We start from the raw sequence: 17,793 nt of genomic DNA, 5'->3' as shown, positions 1-17,793 counted from the left end.
GAGCTGGCTAACTATTATCGGAATCGTTATAGGGGTTGGAGCAGTTGTCGGGATTATTTCTCTGGGGGATGCTATGGAGGCAAGCGTACAGAGCAGGCTCGCCGACATGGACCTTACAAGCATCACGATAACGTCGGGATATTCGAAAGCTCAGTCGCATATGCCTGGACAGGGGAACAACAATTGGGGAAGAGGTGGTACTACGACTGATGTCCAACTGACAGATCACGATATCGATGCTCTCCAGGGTATAAAAGGCATAACGTACGTTACAGGTGAGATTTCCGGCAGAGAGGAAGTGAGCTACACCGGAGAGAACGCAACCCTTTCTATCGATGGAGTGGATCCTCAGGTCTGGCAGTACATGAACTCTCTTGAGGTAGAATCCGGAAGGCTTCTAGAACCGGCAGACAAGTATGTTGCAGTTATCGGTAGCGGAGTTGCCAGTGGAATTTATAAAAAAGACATTGGAGTTAACCAGATTATAACGATCAACGGTAAGTCTGTGAGAGTCGTCGGAATTCTGAAAGAAGAAGGTGGAGGTGGGGATAATCAGATATACATGCCGATAGATGCTTCAGTGAACCTGATTACAGATGCGAAAAAAGACGTTTTTGACTCTATCAACGTAAAAGCTCAGAATGTAGATGTAGTAGATACAGTAGTCACGACGATTGAAAAAAAGCTCATGATTTCCAGACATATCTCCAACGAGGATGACAGAGATTTTTCCGTAACCGCCTTAAAGTCCATGGCTCAGTCAGTTACCAGCATGATTTCCTCGATGACTCTCTTTTTGGGAGCCATTGCTGCCGTATCACTGGTTGTAGGAGCTGTGGGAATTGCAAACACGATGTTTACTTCTGTCCTTGAAAAGACAAGGGAAATCGGAACTATGAAAGCCATTGGGGCGAAAAATCGAGATATTCTTATGATATTCATCTTCAACTCCGCAATGGTGGGGCTTGTTGGAGGTATCCTTGGGGTTATACTGGGAGGGCTTGTCTCAGCTCTCTTTCCGATGATTGGTGTGACCATGACAAGGGGAGGAAGCGGGAGTAACATGTCTCTTTCCCCTGGCCTGATGATTTTTGGACTAACTCTCGCTGTCCTTATTGGTGTAATCTCAGGAGCAGTACCCGCATACAGGGCTTCAAAAATGAAGCCTGTAGACGCTTTGAGGTACGAGTAACAGGAAACCTGGACTGCTTAGAGTTATGAAGATTCTTGGATGATACTTAAAGAAGAGTTCGAGTTCAGAAAAGGGACGTTGAGAAAAGCTGAAAGTTAAAATGAAGCTTTTAGAAAAACGAATAATTAAGGAAGATGCAATAAATGGAACGTAACCAATATGAAAGTAAAATTTCTGTCGTCAATGCAGGAAAAACAGAAACCTCTGGTGTAAAAACACTAACTGGGGATCCCAAAAAAGCTATAGTGAAACTTGCAATCCCAATGGTTATTGCGATGTCAGTACAGACACTCTATAGTCTGGTTGATACTTACTGGGTTTCCGGGCTTGGAGCAGATGCCCTTGCAGCAATGGGTTTCGTATTCCCGTTTTTCTTCATCAGCATGGCTTTATCCAATGGATTAGGTATAGGAGGAGGAGCTGCAATCTCCCGAATGATAGGAGCCAGAAATAAAACAGGTGCAGATAATGTAGCAGTACACACGATAATTATAATGATTTTGCTATCGGTTCTATTTACAATTCCTTTTTATATCTTTGCACCTCAAATCTTTACCTTTGTAGGAGCCGGAAAAACTACAGGTCTTGCAGTTGCATATGCCAGAGCTATTTTCCTTGGGAGCATTGTAATATTTTTTTCCAACGTGGCTAATGCAATTCTTCGAAGCGAGGGAGATTCAAAGCGAGCTATGAAAGCTATGATTATAGGCGGAGTCCTGAACATTGTCCTTGATCCTATATTCATCTACAGTCTGAATATGGGAATCGCAGGTGCAGCCTGGGCGACGGTGCTTTCCATCGCGATATCTTCTCTTATGATGGCTAACTGGCTTTTCTTCAAAAAGGATACTTATGTGAATTTCAATTTCAAGGATTTTCATTTTGAAAGGAAGATTGTAAAAGATATCGTAGATGTCGCATTTCCGGCTTCGGCCCAGCAACTTTCCATGTCACTGTCAATGGTATTCTTGAACTTTATAATTGTACTTGTAAGTAATACTGATGGAGTGGCAGTATATTCTACAGGATGGAGAATAGCAACAATTGCAATGGCTCCTTTAATAGGAATATCAACCGCTGTAATTTCAGTAACCGGAGCTGCGATCGGGGCGCGTGATTATATAAAAGCAAAAGTTGTTCTTTCCTACTCAACAAGACTCGGATTTTTTATAGAGTGTGTAGCCGGAGCTTTGATATTTATCTTTGCCACGCCAATAGCTTCCATATTTACACAATCTGAAGGGGGAGCCCATATAACAGCTGACCTTTCTCACTTCCTGAGAGTTATGTGCCTGTTCTACCCAACCGCAGCACTTGGTTTTTTCTCCTCTTCTTTTTTCCAGGGAGCGGGCAAGGGCATGAATTCTCTGATTGCAACCCTTCTGAGAACTATTGTTTTTACTCCCATTTTTGCAGCGCTTTTAGCTTTCACCTTTAATATGGGACAGGAAGGGGCCTGGTGGGGAATGGTCATAGGCAACGGAATAGGCTCTCTGTTAATGTATGTCTGGGCAGGGTATTTCCTGAGAGCACTTTTAAAAACAGAGCCCCTGGCAAAGGTCGATGGAGTTGCGGCCTGAAACAGACAGGACTCTTTCTTTAATTTCTTTTTCAACTATGATGTATCTTATTTAAATTGATTAAGAACCTGTAAACCATTTATTATTTTTCTCAGAGTTTTCTCTCTTTCAGTCCAATAAATGTAAAAACAAAACGCACTTATTTTTATTTAACTGTCAAAGTCAGGTTAAAAGGGCAAGGAACAGAGTAAGAAGGCGTCAGAGGATTAAAGAGATTCAAAAAAGGAAAAAGAAGAGAAAATAGGAAAAAGAAAAAAATAAGAGAAAAAATAAGAGAAAAGATAGGAAGGAATTCTTCCTTTTCCTTGACTTGGGTTTTCAGCTCTTATTTTTATTCGGAGGCGAGAGAGTATACTGCCTTCTTATTTTTCACATTTCGAACCTTGTCATAACCCCATGTAACTCCTCAGGAGGGAGTTTGTAAAATTGGACAAAGGAGGGAGAGAGTTTCTTAATTATGGAGAAAACTTTCCATATTATATTATTGGTAATTATATCTTCTATTCCGTAAAAAATCGTCTTTTCATATATTCCTTCCTTTTTTAAAATTTGTTCGACATCGACGACTTCCATGTATCCCATTTTTATTTCAAAAACTCTCAATCCCTTTGCAAGTTCTTTTGTGAAAGAGCTTTCTACTCCAAATGGGTCATCATGCTTAACCATTGAAATAAATATATTATTTTCATAAATGATATTGTTTTTAAACATTATGTGAGAAATGTATTGGGGAATTCTGGTTATGTCTCGCGAAAAGAAAAGGGCAGTTCCACTGATTTTATTTTCAGTGGCATATACCTTATTATATTTTTCCAGGAAATTCTCAAATTTCGTGGGTTTCATTAGCTCGTAAAGCCTCTTTTGTCCGGAAGTGTATATAATAATAAGGGTAAAGACCACAGCTGCTATAATAACGGACCAGTAACCTCCATGCGGTATTTTATAGGTATTTGAGAGGAGGAATACAAGGTCAATGAATGTTATAAACAGAGAGATAATAGTTTTCGAGATATTTTTTTTGTGGTAAAATATCGAAGTCATCAGCATACCTGTAATTGCCATAGTTCCAGTAACTGCCAGTCCATATGCAGCCGCAAGTCTGCTTGATTCTTTAAATATAAATATCATGTATAATACGGAGATCAGGAGCATCCAATTTATCGTGCTTATATAGATCTGTGACTTTAATTCTCCGGATGTATAATCAATTTTTAACATTGGTATTATTCGGGTCGTAATTCCCTGATAAACTATTGAAAACACGCCGCTAATCATAGCCTGAGAGGCGATAATCGTAGCTATGATGCTCAGGATAAGAAATGGAACATATAAGATCTGGGCCTGATGATTTATCATCTCAAATAAAATATTTTTCGAAGCCGGATTTCTAATAAGGAATGCTCCTTGCCCAAGATAATTAAAGACTAATGCAAAAAAGATCAATCGCCAGGCTTTTAATATAGGCTCTCTCCCCAGATGGCCCATATCAGCGTACAATGCTTCTCCACCGGTACAACACAGAGTAACTTCAGATAATACAAAAAAGCCTACGAGTCCATTACTTGAAAGGAAGTCAATAGCATAATACGGATTTATAGCCTTTAATACGCCTGGTGTATAAAATATTGAGGCGATGCCTGAAATCGAAAGAGCCAAAAACCAGACAACCATTATTGGTCCAAATGCCCATGCAATTTTGTCAGATCCTTTTTTCTGGAGTGAAAAAAGGCCTATTGCAATTATACTGGCAATTAACATTAGAGTGCCCTGTCCTGTATTTTCAAGTCCGGAAATAATGCGTATTCCCTCAACAGCACTCAGTATGCTTATTGCAGGCGTAATTACTCCGTCTCCAATAAGGAACGAAGTTCCTATATAGGCTAATATCGTAATTAAAGATACATTTCTCCCTGATTTCAGCAGTGGAAGGAGGATTTCTTTTAAGACTATAGTTCCTCCTTCTCCTTTTTTTCCCAGACTCATAGCAAGCCAGGCATATTCCATACTCACAAGTATGATGAGTGTCCAGATGATTAGAGATAAAACTCCTAATATATGGTCCTCTGTAGGTCTTGTAAGAAGAAATATTACTGTAAGAGTATAGATGGGACTTGTTCCGATATCTCCAAAGACAAGACCCATAGAGTTTACTACTCCCCTTAAATCGGATTTGTAAAACATAACCTATCTCCTTTTTATTCCGAGAATTCTTGGGCAAAAATAAGATTTGAAAACACTATTTGAGATTAAAAGTTTTAGGTATTTAAACCACCTACGATAAATTCTGATTTTTTCTACCCGAAAAGGGTGAAAAGGAAAATGGAATTCTACTGAACTTCGAATTCAGAATTTCCTGTTTTCATAAAACTTCCGTCCCTATTTTATAATTTTGGTTTTTGTTCTATTAACCACAATAGCAAGCGTCTTTTAATAATATATGATTCTGAGAAATACTTTTTCACATATCAAGATGTTGACCCTTTATACATAAAAATCAATATTGATCTGCTATCAATCTGATTTACATATATTAATCTTGTGATGGAAATAAAAATGTTAATGATTAATAATTAAGAGATTTTAGGGGTAGCTTATTCATAAAATGATTTTTTTCAGAATTTTTTCAGACATATCCTTCAGACATACTTCCTTTCAGACATACTTTATGGGATCGAAAGAGGCTTTCTGGCAGAAGCCGTAATTGCTGCCACTGTATTATACTTTTGCACCGGATATTGATGCCTTTTTACAGGGCCCAGAGTGTTGCCCATAAACCTCTGAGCTGATAAGGTTCATTAAAATAATGATAGTACTCTATCCTGCAGTTGCTTTCGGGATGCTCTGTTTCTTTCTTCCAGAGAGCAGGAAAAGGCACAAGCCCCTTATTGCCTCTCGTTTGCGAAGTTCGGTGATGGCTCCCCTTTTACTTACACTTTGCTTTCTAATTCGATTGGGGACTTCTTGGAATCTGATGGGGCCTGTTGCAGATACATTCATAGGGTCGATAATTACCTTTGTATGGTTTCAGATGTACCTTAGAAGTATGGTGAATACGAATAAAAGTGAGAACGACTGCTAATTTTATTAACAGTGTTGAACCTTTGATCATAAAATATAAATAGAATTTGGGCAATTTAGTAAGAAATCAAACAATTCGATAAATGGATAGTAATATAATAAACAATTTAGGTTCGGAAGATAAGGAGAAAATAAATAAGGTTCAAAACTCCGCATTTTAAATTTGGACTTTAAAATCTATGGAAAGACCGCCCAGTTTATCTTTCGAATTCGGAAAAAACCTGACTGTGATAACCAATGAAAGAAGAAAGAATAAAAGAGACAGTAAAACTCCAGTTCGAAATGATTCATCTTTTTCATAAGAACTTTGCCAAGATTTTTCACCAACTCAGGAATAGCCAATATAACCTGAATAAAAACCAGAATAAAGCCATTATGATTATCGGAGCAGTAGATAATATCATGCCTACAACCCTGGGAAAATGTATTGACCTTCAGAAGGGAAGCCTCACAACCATGATCGATGCCCTTGAAAGAGAGGGGCTTGTCTGCAGAAAGGGAGATCCAGCTGACCGGAGAAAAACCCTGATTTCTCTTACCGAAAAAGGGAAAGATTACAGGGAATGGTTCATGGGGGAAATCGAGAAAAATGCTTCAGAGATCCTCCAAAAGCTGGATGAAGAGGACATTGTTGCATATCAGGAGAGCCTGAAAACAATGTTTGCAACGTTGAAGAAGCTTGATGAGACCGCCTGAACGGAAAATAACAAAGAGAATAGCCGGAGGCCTTCAATGGACACCGAACTCATAGATAAACTCAAGAAGCTGGGGTTCACGGAAAATGAGGCAAAAATTTATGTTGGACTCCTCAGTTTGAATGAAGCCACAGCAAGGGAAATACACGAATTTACCCTTGTTCCGAGACCAAAGATTTATTCTGTTCTGGAGAGGATGGCAAAAAAAGGATATGTCGAGATAAGAGGAGGAACTCCTGCCTATTTCAGAAGTATTGATCCGGAGCGACTGACCGAAAGGCTTAGAGACGAATTCCTCTTTTCCCTTAATGAAATCTTAAAAGGACTTAATTCCACAGGAAACCGAAAACCAGACGCTGTTAACCCGAGACCTGCCCTTTAAATATCCTCAAAAATCCGTGATTCTGAAAGAGCAAGAAAACGATAAGTTTAAATAAATTAATTAGGAAATAAGCTACCTTAAGCCGGCTGACTAAACTCAGTATATCAAATCAAAAAAAGGTAGCTAGAATGAAGGAAATAACCCCACAAAAGCCCATGGAACCAGTTTTACACGGATTCCTGTTAAAAGACCGCAAGTTCGTCCTGCCCTCAAAAATAAAAATCTTGAACTTTCTACAATGCTTTCCATACAGGAAGCACAAGTCTGAAAAATAGAAACTGCAGGTTTTATTAAGAAACGAAAAATTCTAAAAATAAAACTTACCCGGAACAGGTAAGAAAAATAGAGATCGGATCGGGGAGAGAGCTGGGCAATATCAATCCAGTTCTTTATCTGCAATCTGAATATTGTATGCAATTACTTTTATTTTTTTTCTTTATATCTTTTCATGTTAATCCTTTTCAGATTCGAAAATAGCAATTTTTTTCCTTTTTTTAAATAACTATTTATTACGTACAGGTAAGAACCTGTATAATACGGATAAAACATACAAAAAAACATACAAAAAAAACATACAAAAAAAACATACAAAAAAAACATACAAAAAAAACATACAAAAAAAACATACAAAAAAAACATACAAAAAAACATACAAAAAAAACATACAAAAAAAACATACAAAAAAAACATACAGACAAATACCGGATAATATAACCTGGGAAGATTTAGAGGAAGAAACTTTGAAACTCAAAATTGAGACCTCAAAACATATTGAGCTGATAGATATCACTTCAGAGGTTGAAGAAGAAATAATTAAAAGCGAAGTATCTGAAGGAATATGCATAATCAGCACAAGGCATACCACCGCAGGCATCATAATAAACGAAAACGAGACTGGGCTAAAAGAAGATATTCTAGCTCTTTTAATGAAAATCGTGCCGAAGGATGCGGGATACATGCATGACCGAATAGACAATAATGCGGATTCTCATCTCAGGGCAGTACTGCTCGGAGCAAGCGAGGCCCTGCCTATTTCGGAAGGGAAGCTTGAGCTTGGGACCTGGCAGAGAATCTTTTTTGCAGAAATGGATGGACCGAGAATCAGGACAGTAAATATTACTCTTTTAAGGGCTCAATGAGATTAAGAAAAAACCATAAAAGAATTTAAAAAGAAAACTAAAGAAAGTCCCTTGCAGGTTGCCTGAAAAAAGCACATTCAGGAACTTTCCGGGTTATTAAAGTCATCCAGGTGGGTCTGTTTCTTTCTACAGTTTTCTCCCGGGATTTCTACAGGATACTCACCTGTGAGGCAGCCAATGCACATGTCGTTTTTATCGCACTCCATGGCCCGCATGAGTCCTTCAATACTCAGGTATCCGAGGGAATCGGCGTTAATGAGGCTTTCTACCTCTTTTATGGTCTTGTACGAAGCGATAAGTTCCTGCCGGGTGCCCATATCGATACCCAGGTAACAGGGAGCAATAATTGCAGGACTTCCGACCATTGCATGGATTTCTGACGCGCCTGCCCGTCTAACCATATCTATAATTCGCCTTGAGGTTGTACCCCGAACAATGCTGTCGTCAACCAGGACTACACGTTTGCCTTTGACATTTTCCTGGATTGTGTTCATTTTGAGTCTTACTGCGGTTTCACGCAGCTCTTGACCAGGCAGGATAAACGTGCGTCCTATGTAGCGGTTCTTCATCAGGCCTTCCAGGTATTTAATCTCTGATTCCCGCGCATAGCCGATTGCTGAGGTAATCCCTGAGTCAGGAACAGGAGAAATAATATCGGCTTCGACATGATGCTCCCTGGCGAGTTCCCTTCCGATATTTTCCCTCACTTTATAGACCAGTTTTCCGTCAATGACAGAATCGGGCCTTGCGAAGTAAATGAACTCAAAGACACAATGTGCAGGATGAGGCTCGTTTCCTATCTGGTAACTCTCGAAGCCACTGCCACTAAAGACCATTACCTCTCCTGGCCGCACGTCCCTGATGAGAGTGCCGTTCAGAGTATCCAGGGCTACACTTTCCGAAACAACTGCATATCCGCCATCGACTTTCCCGAAGCAGAGCGGCTTAAAGCCAAAAGGATCCCTGACAGCGTACAGAGTGCCATCTATATGAATAACCAGAGAATAGGAGCCGACAAGCTTGCGCATCACATTACTGATTGATTCTATAGGGTCGTGTTTTATCAGCTCTTTTACGAGAAGGTGACCAATAACCTCGGTATCGGAATCGCTGATAAAAATACGCCCTTCACACTCAAGCTTATCCTTGAGTGCTTTAGCATTAACCAGGTTCCCATTATGGGCAATTGTAACTGTCCCTCCCTTGAAGTTCAGGATAAAGGGCTGGCAGTTCTCTAATTTTGATCCTCCAGTAGTCGAGTAGCGGACATGCCCTACTCCTACATTCCCGATCAGGCGTCCCAGAGAATCCTTATTGTACACGTCAGGCACAAGCCCCATGCCTTTTATAGAACGAGGAGAAGTGCCGTCATGTACCATTATGCCAGTGGACTCTTGTCCTCTGTGCTGGAGGGCATACAGGGCGTAATATAGCTTGAATGCGACAGTATTGGATTGAGGCCTGTCGTCGGGAAGAATTATGCCTGCAACGCCGCATTCTTCTTTCAATTTTAACCTCCGGTGCAGGTAAAAAATAGAGAAAGTGGAACAAACAGGTTTAATACTTGCACTTTGCCTGCCACTTGTAAGTTCTCATGCGAGATGTTTTTCCAAATCCACAAGATGTACATTCTTTTGTATGAATGTTTAAAGAAACACTCCCGCAGCGTCTGCATTTGGCGTGCGTGCGTTTCTGCCTTTTTCCCATTGATGCCGTACCTTTACTCATTCCTAAATCTCCTGATAAAAATCAATTTATTAGAGCAATATTCGATAATCTGAAGTGATTTTGTTTTTCTGAAATCATTCTCTGCGGCCAGTCACAATAAGTCGTGTTGCTCACCGAGGTTTAACGATAATAGATGAAGTGCTTGATATAGATTACGGAGATACGTATACCACGTTGTCACCGCGAATAACGACACTGCTGAATTTGCTTACGACTTCTCCTTCTCTTAGCTCTTCAGCATTGTCAAGCACGAGGTTCATGTGAATATCGTATCCTTTCAGCTCGCCTCTAAACTCGCGTGCGCCTTTCAATCTAACGATTACAGGTGTTTCCAGTGCGTTGTTCAAAATATCCAGAGGTCGGTTTGCCATCCTTACAATCCCCTTAAAACATTATAAATCAAGTCATTATCTATATCAATATAAATAGTTAATCAAGATTTAAACTGATCGCCGCGCTTAAATGTTTGATTAATTGCATCAAAGTCGCAAATACAATATATAAATGTATCGAAGCAATATATCATTTTTTAAGTTTTCATATAAAAACCTCTCGTAAATTAATAAAGGATTCTCTTAAAGAATAATCCTTCAGGAAAAAATACAATATCATTCAAACACTTTCACCGCAGAGGTATTCATAAAATATTTCTACGAATAGATTTCTTCAGAGCTGCTGAAGAGATTTTTACAAATAACTTCACTAAAACATTACAAAACATTCTCAGAAGGCACAGTGTTAAATTGGTTGACCTTATTGGCAGAAGAAAAAATTAAAGAAAATCGGAAAACGAACAAATAAAAGAGAGGAATACATGACAGAAAAGCCCTTAACAGTGAAAATCCCGATTGTTATGACTATTGCAGGTTCTGATTCAGGAGGAGGAGCCGGAATTGCTGCTGATTTGAAGACTTTTGCTGCCCTGGGAGTGCATGGAACATGCGCCATTACATCGATTACTGCCCAGAATACTACTGGAGTCCTGGAGGCTTTTGACCTTACTCCTGCAGCTGTCGCCAGTCAGATAGAAGCAGTCTGTGCCGATATGGATGTAAAATGGGCAAAAACAGGCATGCTTGCCTCATCAGAAATCGTAAGGGAAGTTGCAAAAGATGTCAGGAAACATGGGCTTTCCCTTGTGATAGACCCTGTAATGGCTGCTGAAGCAGGAGGGGACCTGCTGCGAAAAGAAGCTATCTCTGTCCTTATCGAAGAACTGTTGCCTTTCTGCAAGGTTATTACCCCCAACGCGTCAGAAGCAGGTGTACTTGCCGGCATAGAAGTAAAAACTCCTAAGGACGCAAAAATTGCAGCCAGGAAAATAGCGGGTCTAGGTGTCGAAACTGTCATTGTTACAGGAGGACACCTGGATGCCACTGACCTGCTTTATGAAGCTGTTTCTGATACCTTTACCCGTATCCCGGGAACTTTTGTCAAAGGAGGAACTCATGGTTCGGGATGTACTTATTCTGCGGCAATGACTGCCTTTCTCGCCTGCGGCAAAAGCATGGAAGTAGCCGCAAGAGAATCAAAGAAATTTGTAGTAGAGGCAATCCTGAAAAGCCTGCCTGCAGGCAGGGGAGTAAATCCTGTAAACCCACTGGGGGCGACTCTGGAAAAAAAAGAGCGCTACCTCGTATTAAGAAATTTAAAAGATGCAGTTTTACTGATTGAGGAAAGTCCTGATTTTTCAAAACTTATTCCTGAAGTGGGCTGTAATATAGGGATGGCAATTCCAGGCGCAAAGAGCTATGAGGAAGTTGCGGCAGTGGAAGGTAGAATAGTGAAATATAGAATTCGGGCAGTTCCTGTAGGCTGTGTGGAGTTTGGAGCCAGCAAGCATGTATCAAGTATAATTCTCTCTGCCCTTCGCCAGAATCCTGAAATAAGGGCAGCAATTAACGTAAAATATTCCGAAAAGGTCCTTGCAGCCTGCAGGGAAATGAAGCTTGGAATTTCCTCTTTTGACAGGGCTGAAGAACCGGAAAATGCCAGTACCATGGACTGGGGCACAGCCGAAGCAATCAAAAAATACGGAAGCGTCCCGAAAGTCATCTATGATAGAGGAGGCACAGGAAAAGAGCCCATGATACGCCTGCTTGGTACAAATGCTATTGAAGTAGCAAAGCTTGCTGTGGAACTCGCAGAAAAGTTACAGTAAAAATCTAAAACGATATAATTTCCTGTAAGGCATCTCCGTGATTATTTTTAGAATTGAGTTTTCGATTCTGGTCGTTTTCCACGAGTCATCGGTTAAGGAATAAATCGGTTTTCAGTTGTATCCGTGAGTTATTGATCAATTCCGAAAAAGCGGGTATCTTCCCTCACATTTAAGGAAAACGTAGATCGATTCTTTTGGTTATGGTTTTCAATAACTCACTTCCCTTCTCGAGAAAGGAAAAAACAGTAATGAATGACGTATCAAATTACTTAACCGATGACCTATGAATTAGTCTTTAATTTCTATCCTTATTTTTATGTACATATATTTTTATAATTAGATTTCTTTTTTGTTAATTTTACCATAATATATTACTAATATATATTATATATTGATACTAAATTACAAAAACGTGTTAATTTTTAACATATTTATATATAAACATGTTAACATTTAAATAGTAAATCATCATTGATAATACTAACAAAAAATTTTGGCTTCCTTCAGAAAGCTTAAAAAAGTATCGATTTTCCTGCAAAGAAGGAAGATGTTGTGAAGCGCTAAGGATAATAACGCTAGAGACGACACATTCTGCGGAATATAAAATTATCTCTGGAAAAGGAGTATAAAACGCTGCAGATGTCACCAAGGAGTTTAAAGAGACTAAACAAAAGTAAAGAGGGAATATCATGGAAACTGAGAGTAAAGGTGGATTTATTACAGAACTTCCTATGAAAACTCAGGAGATATTCAAAAATATAGATTTTCCTGTAAAAAGGAACGACATTATTGAGCAAGCAAGGAAGAGTGGAGCAATCCCGGACATACTGAGGGAACTTGGCATGCTTCCAGACAAAAAATACAATAGCGCTGAGGATGCCGCCGAGGAACTTCATAAAATTTACATCGGGATCCCCTCCTAAAAAGCGTAACTTCTTTTTTGGCTCTTCGCTGTTTCGTGTGGGTTGAAAATTATTGTTTAGTTATAAAATAGACATCGAAGAGACTTTTTTTCATTTATTTATGGATGGTTGAAAAATAACTTCAAGTTTTTACTCTGGGAATGACTCTAATTTCTTTTCTATAAATAACCATCAAAGATAATATAGGGAACAGAAATACTTTAAATTATATTTTTGCCTTTCCTAAGTAAGGAATCATGATAAATTGCCCTGTTCCTACAGCATTTATCCAAATCGTTCATTGGTGTGATGTTGGAACAAGGTCTCGATTTTAGCTTTAGTGCTAGAAATTTGGGACTACTTTTTGCTCCAAAATCGACAGCATACAGGAAAGAAAATTCCTTAACCGCTGATCAATGAATCGTTTTCTTTTTCTCACCCTCTTTTCCAGTGGTTTTCCTCCAGACAAATTTCCTCTTACTAAAGTACATAAATGAGATGCAAGAGCCGGAAATATAAGTAAGTAACACTTAAATACATCGAGGTACGATTTTGTGCATACACAACATTCTGGAGAAAAGCTATGGAACAGACCAAGATCATCCTTGACGAAAACGAAATGCCTAAGCAGTGGTATAATGTCCTTTCAGACTTATCTTCTCCTATTGACCCGCCTCTTGATCCCAGGACCTGGGAGCCTATAAGCCCAGATGCTCTTGAGCCAATTTTTCCAAAAGCCATCATCAAGCAGGAGATGAGCAATGAGAGATATATCGACATCCCTGAAGAGGTACTCGAGATATATAGGCTCTGGAGGCCCAGTCCCCTTTACAGGGCTCACAGGTTGGAAAAGTTTCTCAAAACTCCAGCAAAGATATACTACAAACATGAAGGTGTAAGCCCTGCAGGCAGCCATAAGACAAATACCTCAATTGCCCAGGCTTACTATAATATGAAAGAGGGAACCGAGAGAATAACAACCGAAACCGGCGCAGGGCAGTGGGGAAGTGCATTGTCTCTTGCCTGCAACTACTTCGATATCCAGTGTAAAGTCTATATGGTACGTTCCAGCTATTACCAGAAACCCTATCGGAAGTCTCTAATGACAATTTGGGGAGGGAATGTCGTGCCTTCCCCTAGCCCGGATACGGAATTCGGGAGAAAAATCCTCAAGGAGCAGCCGGAAACCCCAGGAAGTTTGGGGATAGCGATCAGTGAAGCTGTAGAGGATGCAGTAGCTCATGATAACACGAAATACTCTCTCGGAAGCGTGCTCAATCATGTTGTGCTCCACCAAACCGTAATCGGGGCTGAAAGCAAAAAGCAGCTTGAACAGGTTGAAACCTACCCTGATATAGTCATAGGATGCTGCGGAGGAGGAAGCAACCTTGCGGGAATAGCCCTTGAATTCATAAAAGACAGAATTAAGGGAATGCACAATGCAAGAATAATAGCAGTCGAGCCTTCGGCCTGTCCGACCCTGACAGAAGGGGAATACAGGTACGACTTCGGAGACACAGCTGAAATGACCCCGCTTCTAAAAATGTATACTCTGGGCCACAAGCATGTACCTCCTGCCATCCATGCTGGCGGGCTTCGCTACCATGGAGACTCTCCAATAATCAGTAAACTCTGCGCTGAAGGGCTTATTGAAGCTGTTTCATATGACCAGTACCCGGTATTTGATGCGGCTGTGCAGTTTGCGCGCACTGAAGGCGTGATTCCTGCCCCTGAATCTTCCCATGCTATCCGTTGCGCAATCGACGAAGCCCTCAAATGCAAGCAGACAGGAGAAGAAAAAACAATCCTCTTTAACCTGAGCGGGCACGGGCATTTTGACATGAGTTCCTATGATAAATATTTCAACAAGGAACTTGTCTGAAACAACCGGAAAAAGTCGAATAAAATATGAAAAATTGAATTAAAACAGGATGCTTTAAGGCATCCTAATATTTAAGGCTTTTACAAGTCCCCTGGCATTGCTACATCGGAAGAAGGTTTTTATTAAAACTTAATCTGGTTCTAACTGCTTTCTATTAAGAATGTAAGTGACCATTTTCGGGTTAAGCTGGTGTTCCCTTGATACTTTTTCCGCAATGTTTTCCCCGGGAATTCCTTCAGCTTTCAGGCTTCTTATTTTCATCATTAAGGACTGAGGGAAAACATAGTACTCGTTAATATCTTTCCTGTGTCCCCATACATCCCCTTCGAGCAGCTGCACTTTTTGCATTTCCAGAAACATTTCTATAGCTCTCGAAACCGTCTTTTTGTATGATTTGGGTACCTGAATTATTTCCAGCTTCGGACAGGTCTCAACAAGCAGGAAGATATCTTTATTTGAAGGCCGAAACGACAAGTGAACAACCTTTTCATTTGGATTCAGCGAGAGAATTTCATTTCTTGAACTGACAACTCTTATCTTCATACAAATCCCCAGACCCTAGAATAAATTAAAGAATCAATAAAATAAATTATACGACTTTATTTAAATATTTTTCTGTGTATAATCATCCCCCTTCGTCCTATTTAGTAGAGAATGTTTGAAAAAAGACTTACGGAAAAATAGAGGCAAATATTAAGATAAAGACATAAGGAATTCCATGTCCTTGGATTTTGTAAATTAATTTCTACTAAAATAATAAATATTTGAGAATAAATATAGAGATTCTCCTAAAAGAGGGTATGACTTTCAATGAAATTAGGTATAGTACCGGAGTCTGGCTATCTGAGAATGTAACGGAATTCTCTCATAAAATAAGAGCTCTTTCTTTGAAAACTAACAAAAGCCGGAGTTAACAAGCTCAGAGAAATAGAAAAAAACCAAATATCGGATGGAAGTTCCAACCCGGAATTCCATCCTGAAGAGAAGGATCAGAAATTTATGAAAAGATTTTTGATCCTTCTTTAAAGAAACATCTATACTTCTGCCACTTTTCACGGGATACAGCCTGAAAGCAGGATTTTCTCGGAAAAATGACAAAATTAGCAACCGGTCAGTCTACGATTTTCTTGCTCAGGATGTAGAGGATCATGTCCGAATTCAACTTGCTTTCTCTCGAAAGCTTTTCGGCAATAACCTCATTGGTAAAACGATCGGCTTTTAATTCCTGAATCTTTTCCATTACATTCTGGGAAACATTATAGTATTCGTTTATATCCTTCCTGTGGCCCCAGACATCTCCTTCCAGAAGATTTATCTTCTGCATCTCCAGGAACATTTCAATTGACTTAGAAACAGTCCTTCTGTAAGATTTAGGAAGCTGTATTGCTTCAATCTTCGGGCATGTTTCCGCAAGCATGAATACATCCCTATTAGACGGTCTGAAAGCAAGGTGGATAACCTTCTCGTTCGGATTTAGGGTAGGAATTTCCTCCCGTGAACTAACTACTCTGATTTTCATACTAACCCCACTCATATATTTAGAATCAAATTTTTATTTATTTAAATCTCGAATTTTGTTTACGCATTTACATTTTAAATACATATCGATTAGCCGGAATATTATTTAGAGGGTTTATACCCGAAACGAGTCCTAATAGCATCAGCATGGGCCTGTAGACCCTCTTCCTCGGCTAATGCGATAATAGTTTCTTTCAAACTTTCAAGCCCACTCTTGCTGATTTTCTGGATACTTGAGTATTTAAGAAAGTGGTTTATATTTAGACCTGAATAAACTTTCGCATATCCGGCAGTAGGAAGCACATGATTTGTCCCTGAAGCGTAATCCCCGACAGGCACCGGAGCATAGTTCCCTATAAAAATCGACCCTGCGTTTTTTATTCTGTCAAGTACGAAATCTGAATTTGATACCATAATCTCAAGGTGTTCGGGAGCAAATTTATTGCTGAAGCCAATACACTGTTCGAGGGAATCTGCGGTAAGAATTGCGGCATTTTCAAGAGCTGCCTTTACAATACTGTTTCTTGCAGCCTGTTCAGCCTGAACAAGCACTTCTCTTTTTACAGCTTCTGCAAGCGCATCTGAGGTTGTGACAAGTATTGAAACTGAACTTGGGTCATGCTCTGCCTGAGCTATAATATCCGAAGCAGCCATAACAGCATCTGCCGATTCGTCTGCGATAATAAGTACTTCACTGGGGCCTGCCGGAAAGTCGATCTCTGCAACGTTCCTGATTTGCATTTTGGCAGACGTGACAAAAACATTTCCCGGACCTACGATTTTGTCCACTTTCTGGACAGTTTCAGTGCCATAAGCCATTGCCCCTATTGCCTGCACGCCGCCAACCTTGAAGACTTTATCCGCTCCTGCAACCTTTGCGGCAATAAGCGTCAGCGGATGCACAGAACCATCAGCCCTCGGAGGTGTGCACACTATAACCTTTTCTACTCCTGCAACCCTGGCAGGGATTACAGTCATTAGCACGGTTGAAGGATAGGAAGCCCGACCTCCCGGAGCATAGGCGCCCACACTTTCCAGAGGTGTTGCCTTCTGACCCAGCACAATCCCGGGTTTAAGTTCCATAAACCAAGTAGCCTCGGGAAGTTGAGCTTCATGGAAAGCCCGGATGTTCGCAGCTGCGGATTTAAGGTGGCCCAGAAGTTCAGGGGTGATGCAGGAAAAAGCCTTCTCAAACTCCTCCTCACTTACTTCAAAATCTGCAAGTTCAACTTTATCAAATTTAGCTGTATATTCCCTGACTGCTGCATCTCCTTTCATACGCACATCCGAAAGTACGGCTGAAACGGTTTTTGATACATCTTCAAGTCCGGACCCCCGGGAAAACATTTTCTGCATTTCAACTTCCGAAACATCAGACAACTTTTTGAATAACATGATTATCATCTCTGAAAGAACCTGATAAAACTTGATACGAATTGAAAGCTCAAATTGAAATCTGAAAATCTTATGTAAACTGATACCTGATAATTCAGTCCCATTAAAATCCCTGCCCTCATTTAATATTTTATCCCTTAT

At 40.0% G+C, this 17,793-nt stretch carries 16 protein-coding genes; 9 read left to right on the top strand and 7 right to left on the bottom strand.

Going from position 1 to position 17,793, the window contains the following annotated elements; all coding sequences use genetic code 11:
- Both RG963_RS01245 and RG963_RS01240 read left to right on the top strand, forming a co-directional pair.
- The coding region (locus RG963_RS01245) for an ABC transporter permease (RefSeq protein WP_310574452.1) at nt 1-1,192 on the top strand (1,192 nt) is incomplete at its 5' end.
- Between the two features lie 143 nt (nt 1,193-1,335).
- Nucleotides 1,336-2,772 carry an MATE family efflux transporter gene (locus RG963_RS01240; RefSeq protein ID WP_310574451.1) on the top strand — a complete coding sequence of 479 codons (1,437 nt, stop codon included), beginning with the start codon at nt 1,336-1,338 and terminating at the stop codon, nt 2,770-2,772.
- A 369-nt stretch (nt 2,773-3,141) separates the two neighbouring features.
- Here RG963_RS01240 and RG963_RS01235 read toward each other — a convergent pair whose 3' ends face one another.
- Nucleotides 3,142-4,953 (bottom strand): KUP/HAK/KT family potassium transporter, encoded by a 1,812-nt coding sequence (locus RG963_RS01235; RefSeq protein ID WP_310574450.1) that lies wholly within the window; start codon nt 4,951-4,953, stop codon nt 3,142-3,144.
- Between the two features lie 622 nt (nt 4,954-5,575).
- Here RG963_RS01235 and RG963_RS01230 point away from each other — a divergent pair.
- The 4 genes from RG963_RS01230 to RG963_RS01215 all read left to right on the top strand — a co-directional run bounded on the left by RG963_RS01230 (nt 5,576) and on the right by RG963_RS01215 (nt 8,066).
- Complete coding sequence (locus tag RG963_RS01230; RefSeq protein WP_310574449.1) at nt 5,576-5,851, top strand: hypothetical protein; 276 nt, start codon at nt 5,576-5,578, stop codon at nt 5,849-5,851.
- A 236-nt stretch (nt 5,852-6,087) separates the two neighbouring features.
- Nucleotides 6,088-6,546 (top strand): MarR family winged helix-turn-helix transcriptional regulator, encoded by a 459-nt coding sequence (locus RG963_RS01225; protein WP_310574448.1) that lies wholly within the window; start codon nt 6,088-6,090, stop codon nt 6,544-6,546.
- A 36-nt stretch (nt 6,547-6,582) separates the two neighbouring features.
- A complete protein-coding gene (locus RG963_RS01220) occupies nt 6,583-6,927 on the top strand; it encodes a TrmB family transcriptional regulator (protein ID WP_310574447.1) in 345 nt (114 codons plus the stop codon).
- 740 nt (nt 6,928-7,667) lie between these two features.
- Nucleotides 7,668-8,066: a secondary thiamine-phosphate synthase enzyme YjbQ gene (locus RG963_RS01215; protein ID WP_310574446.1), complete on the top strand. Its 399-nt coding sequence runs from the start codon at nt 7,668-7,670 to the stop codon at nt 8,064-8,066.
- A 77-nt stretch (nt 8,067-8,143) separates the two neighbouring features.
- On the opposite strand, the gene purF is transcribed toward RG963_RS01215, so the two are convergent.
- The 3 genes from purF to RG963_RS01200 form a co-directional block, all read right to left on the bottom strand.
- The gene (gene purF, locus RG963_RS01210) at nt 8,144-9,574 is read right to left on the bottom strand and encodes an amidophosphoribosyltransferase (protein ID WP_310574445.1); all 1,431 of its coding nucleotides are present in this window, start codon (nt 9,572-9,574) and stop codon (nt 8,144-8,146) included.
- Nucleotides 9,575-9,623: 49 nt separating this feature from the next.
- The gene (locus tag RG963_RS01205) at nt 9,624-9,794 is read right to left on the bottom strand and encodes a 50S ribosomal protein L37e (protein ID WP_229390947.1); all 171 of its coding nucleotides are present in this window, start codon (nt 9,792-9,794) and stop codon (nt 9,624-9,626) included.
- 152 nt (nt 9,795-9,946) lie between these two features.
- Nucleotides 9,947-10,165: an LSm family protein gene (locus tag RG963_RS01200; protein ID WP_310574444.1), complete on the bottom strand. Its 219-nt coding sequence runs from the start codon at nt 10,163-10,165 to the stop codon at nt 9,947-9,949.
- A gap of 443 nt (nt 10,166-10,608) precedes the next feature.
- Between RG963_RS01200 and thiD the strand changes: the two genes are divergently transcribed.
- From thiD to RG963_RS01185, 3 genes are all read left to right on the top strand, one after another.
- Nucleotides 10,609-11,955, top strand: a complete 1,347-nt coding sequence (gene thiD / locus RG963_RS01195; RefSeq protein ID WP_310574443.1) for a bifunctional hydroxymethylpyrimidine kinase/phosphomethylpyrimidine kinase — start codon at nt 10,609-10,611, stop codon at nt 11,953-11,955.
- Nucleotides 11,956-12,644: 689 nt separating this feature from the next.
- On the top strand, nt 12,645-12,878 hold the full coding sequence (locus tag RG963_RS01190) for a DUF2795 domain-containing protein (RefSeq protein WP_310574442.1): 234 nt from the start codon (nt 12,645-12,647) through the stop codon (nt 12,876-12,878).
- 562 nt (nt 12,879-13,440) lie between these two features.
- On the top strand, nt 13,441-14,739 hold the full coding sequence (locus RG963_RS01185; protein WP_310574441.1) for a TrpB-like pyridoxal phosphate-dependent enzyme: 1,299 nt from the start codon (nt 13,441-13,443) through the stop codon (nt 14,737-14,739).
- A 129-nt stretch (nt 14,740-14,868) separates the two neighbouring features.
- Here RG963_RS01185 and RG963_RS01180 read toward each other — a convergent pair whose 3' ends face one another.
- The 3 genes from RG963_RS01180 to hisD form a co-directional block, all read right to left on the bottom strand.
- Nucleotides 14,869-15,282, bottom strand: coding sequence for a DUF1699 family protein (locus RG963_RS01180; RefSeq protein WP_310574440.1), 414 nt, complete (start codon nt 15,280-15,282; stop codon nt 14,869-14,871).
- A gap of 568 nt (nt 15,283-15,850) precedes the next feature.
- On the bottom strand, nt 15,851-16,258 hold the full coding sequence (locus RG963_RS01175; protein ID WP_310574439.1) for a DUF1699 family protein: 408 nt from the start codon (nt 16,256-16,258) through the stop codon (nt 15,851-15,853).
- A 101-nt stretch (nt 16,259-16,359) separates the two neighbouring features.
- Nucleotides 16,360-17,661 (bottom strand): histidinol dehydrogenase, encoded by a 1,302-nt coding sequence (gene hisD / locus RG963_RS01170; RefSeq protein WP_310574438.1) that lies wholly within the window; start codon nt 17,659-17,661, stop codon nt 16,360-16,362.
- Between the last annotated feature and the right edge of the window lie 132 nt (nt 17,662-17,793).

The sequence above is a fragment of the Methanosarcina baikalica genome (assembly GCF_031461075.1).
Lineage (GTDB): Archaea > Halobacteriota > Methanosarcinia > Methanosarcinales > Methanosarcinaceae > Methanosarcina > Methanosarcina baikalica.
Note: the sequence above shows the minus strand (reverse complement) of the source record. Positions and strands in the feature narration are given on the sequence as shown.

What these genes read in the sequence shown, in the direction of transcription:
- RG963_RS01240 (WP_310574451.1), top strand. Translation starts at nt 1,336, where the DNA reads ATGGAACGTAACCAATATGAAAGTAAAATTTCTGTCGTCAATGCAGGA.
- RG963_RS01235 (WP_310574450.1), bottom strand. Translation starts at nt 4,953, where the DNA reads ATGTTTTACAAATCCGATTTAAGGGGAGTAGTAAACTCTATGGGTCTT.
- RG963_RS01230 (WP_310574449.1), top strand. Translation starts at nt 5,576, where the DNA reads ATGATAGTACTCTATCCTGCAGTTGCTTTCGGGATGCTCTGTTTCTTT.
- RG963_RS01225 (WP_310574448.1), top strand. Translation starts at nt 6,088, where the DNA reads ATGAAAGAAGAAAGAATAAAAGAGACAGTAAAACTCCAGTTCGAAATG.
- RG963_RS01220 (WP_310574447.1), top strand. Translation starts at nt 6,583, where the DNA reads ATGGACACCGAACTCATAGATAAACTCAAGAAGCTGGGGTTCACGGAA.
- RG963_RS01205 (WP_229390947.1), bottom strand. Translation starts at nt 9,794, where the DNA reads ATGAGTAAAGGTACGGCATCAATGGGAAAAAGGCAGAAACGCACGCAC.
- RG963_RS01200 (WP_310574444.1), bottom strand. Translation starts at nt 10,165, where the DNA reads ATGGCAAACCGACCTCTGGATATTTTGAACAACGCACTGGAAACACCT.
- thiD (WP_310574443.1), top strand. Translation starts at nt 10,609, where the DNA reads ATGACAGAAAAGCCCTTAACAGTGAAAATCCCGATTGTTATGACTATT.
- RG963_RS01190 (WP_310574442.1), top strand. Translation starts at nt 12,645, where the DNA reads ATGGAAACTGAGAGTAAAGGTGGATTTATTACAGAACTTCCTATGAAA.
- RG963_RS01185 (WP_310574441.1), top strand. Translation starts at nt 13,441, where the DNA reads ATGGAACAGACCAAGATCATCCTTGACGAAAACGAAATGCCTAAGCAG.
- RG963_RS01180 (WP_310574440.1), bottom strand. Translation starts at nt 15,282, where the DNA reads ATGAAGATAAGAGTTGTCAGTTCAAGAAATGAAATTCTCTCGCTGAAT.
- RG963_RS01175 (WP_310574439.1), bottom strand. Translation starts at nt 16,258, where the DNA reads ATGAAAATCAGAGTAGTTAGTTCACGGGAGGAAATTCCTACCCTAAAT.
- hisD (WP_310574438.1), bottom strand. Translation starts at nt 17,661, where the DNA reads ATGATAATCATGTTATTCAAAAAGTTGTCTGATGTTTCGGAAGTTGAA.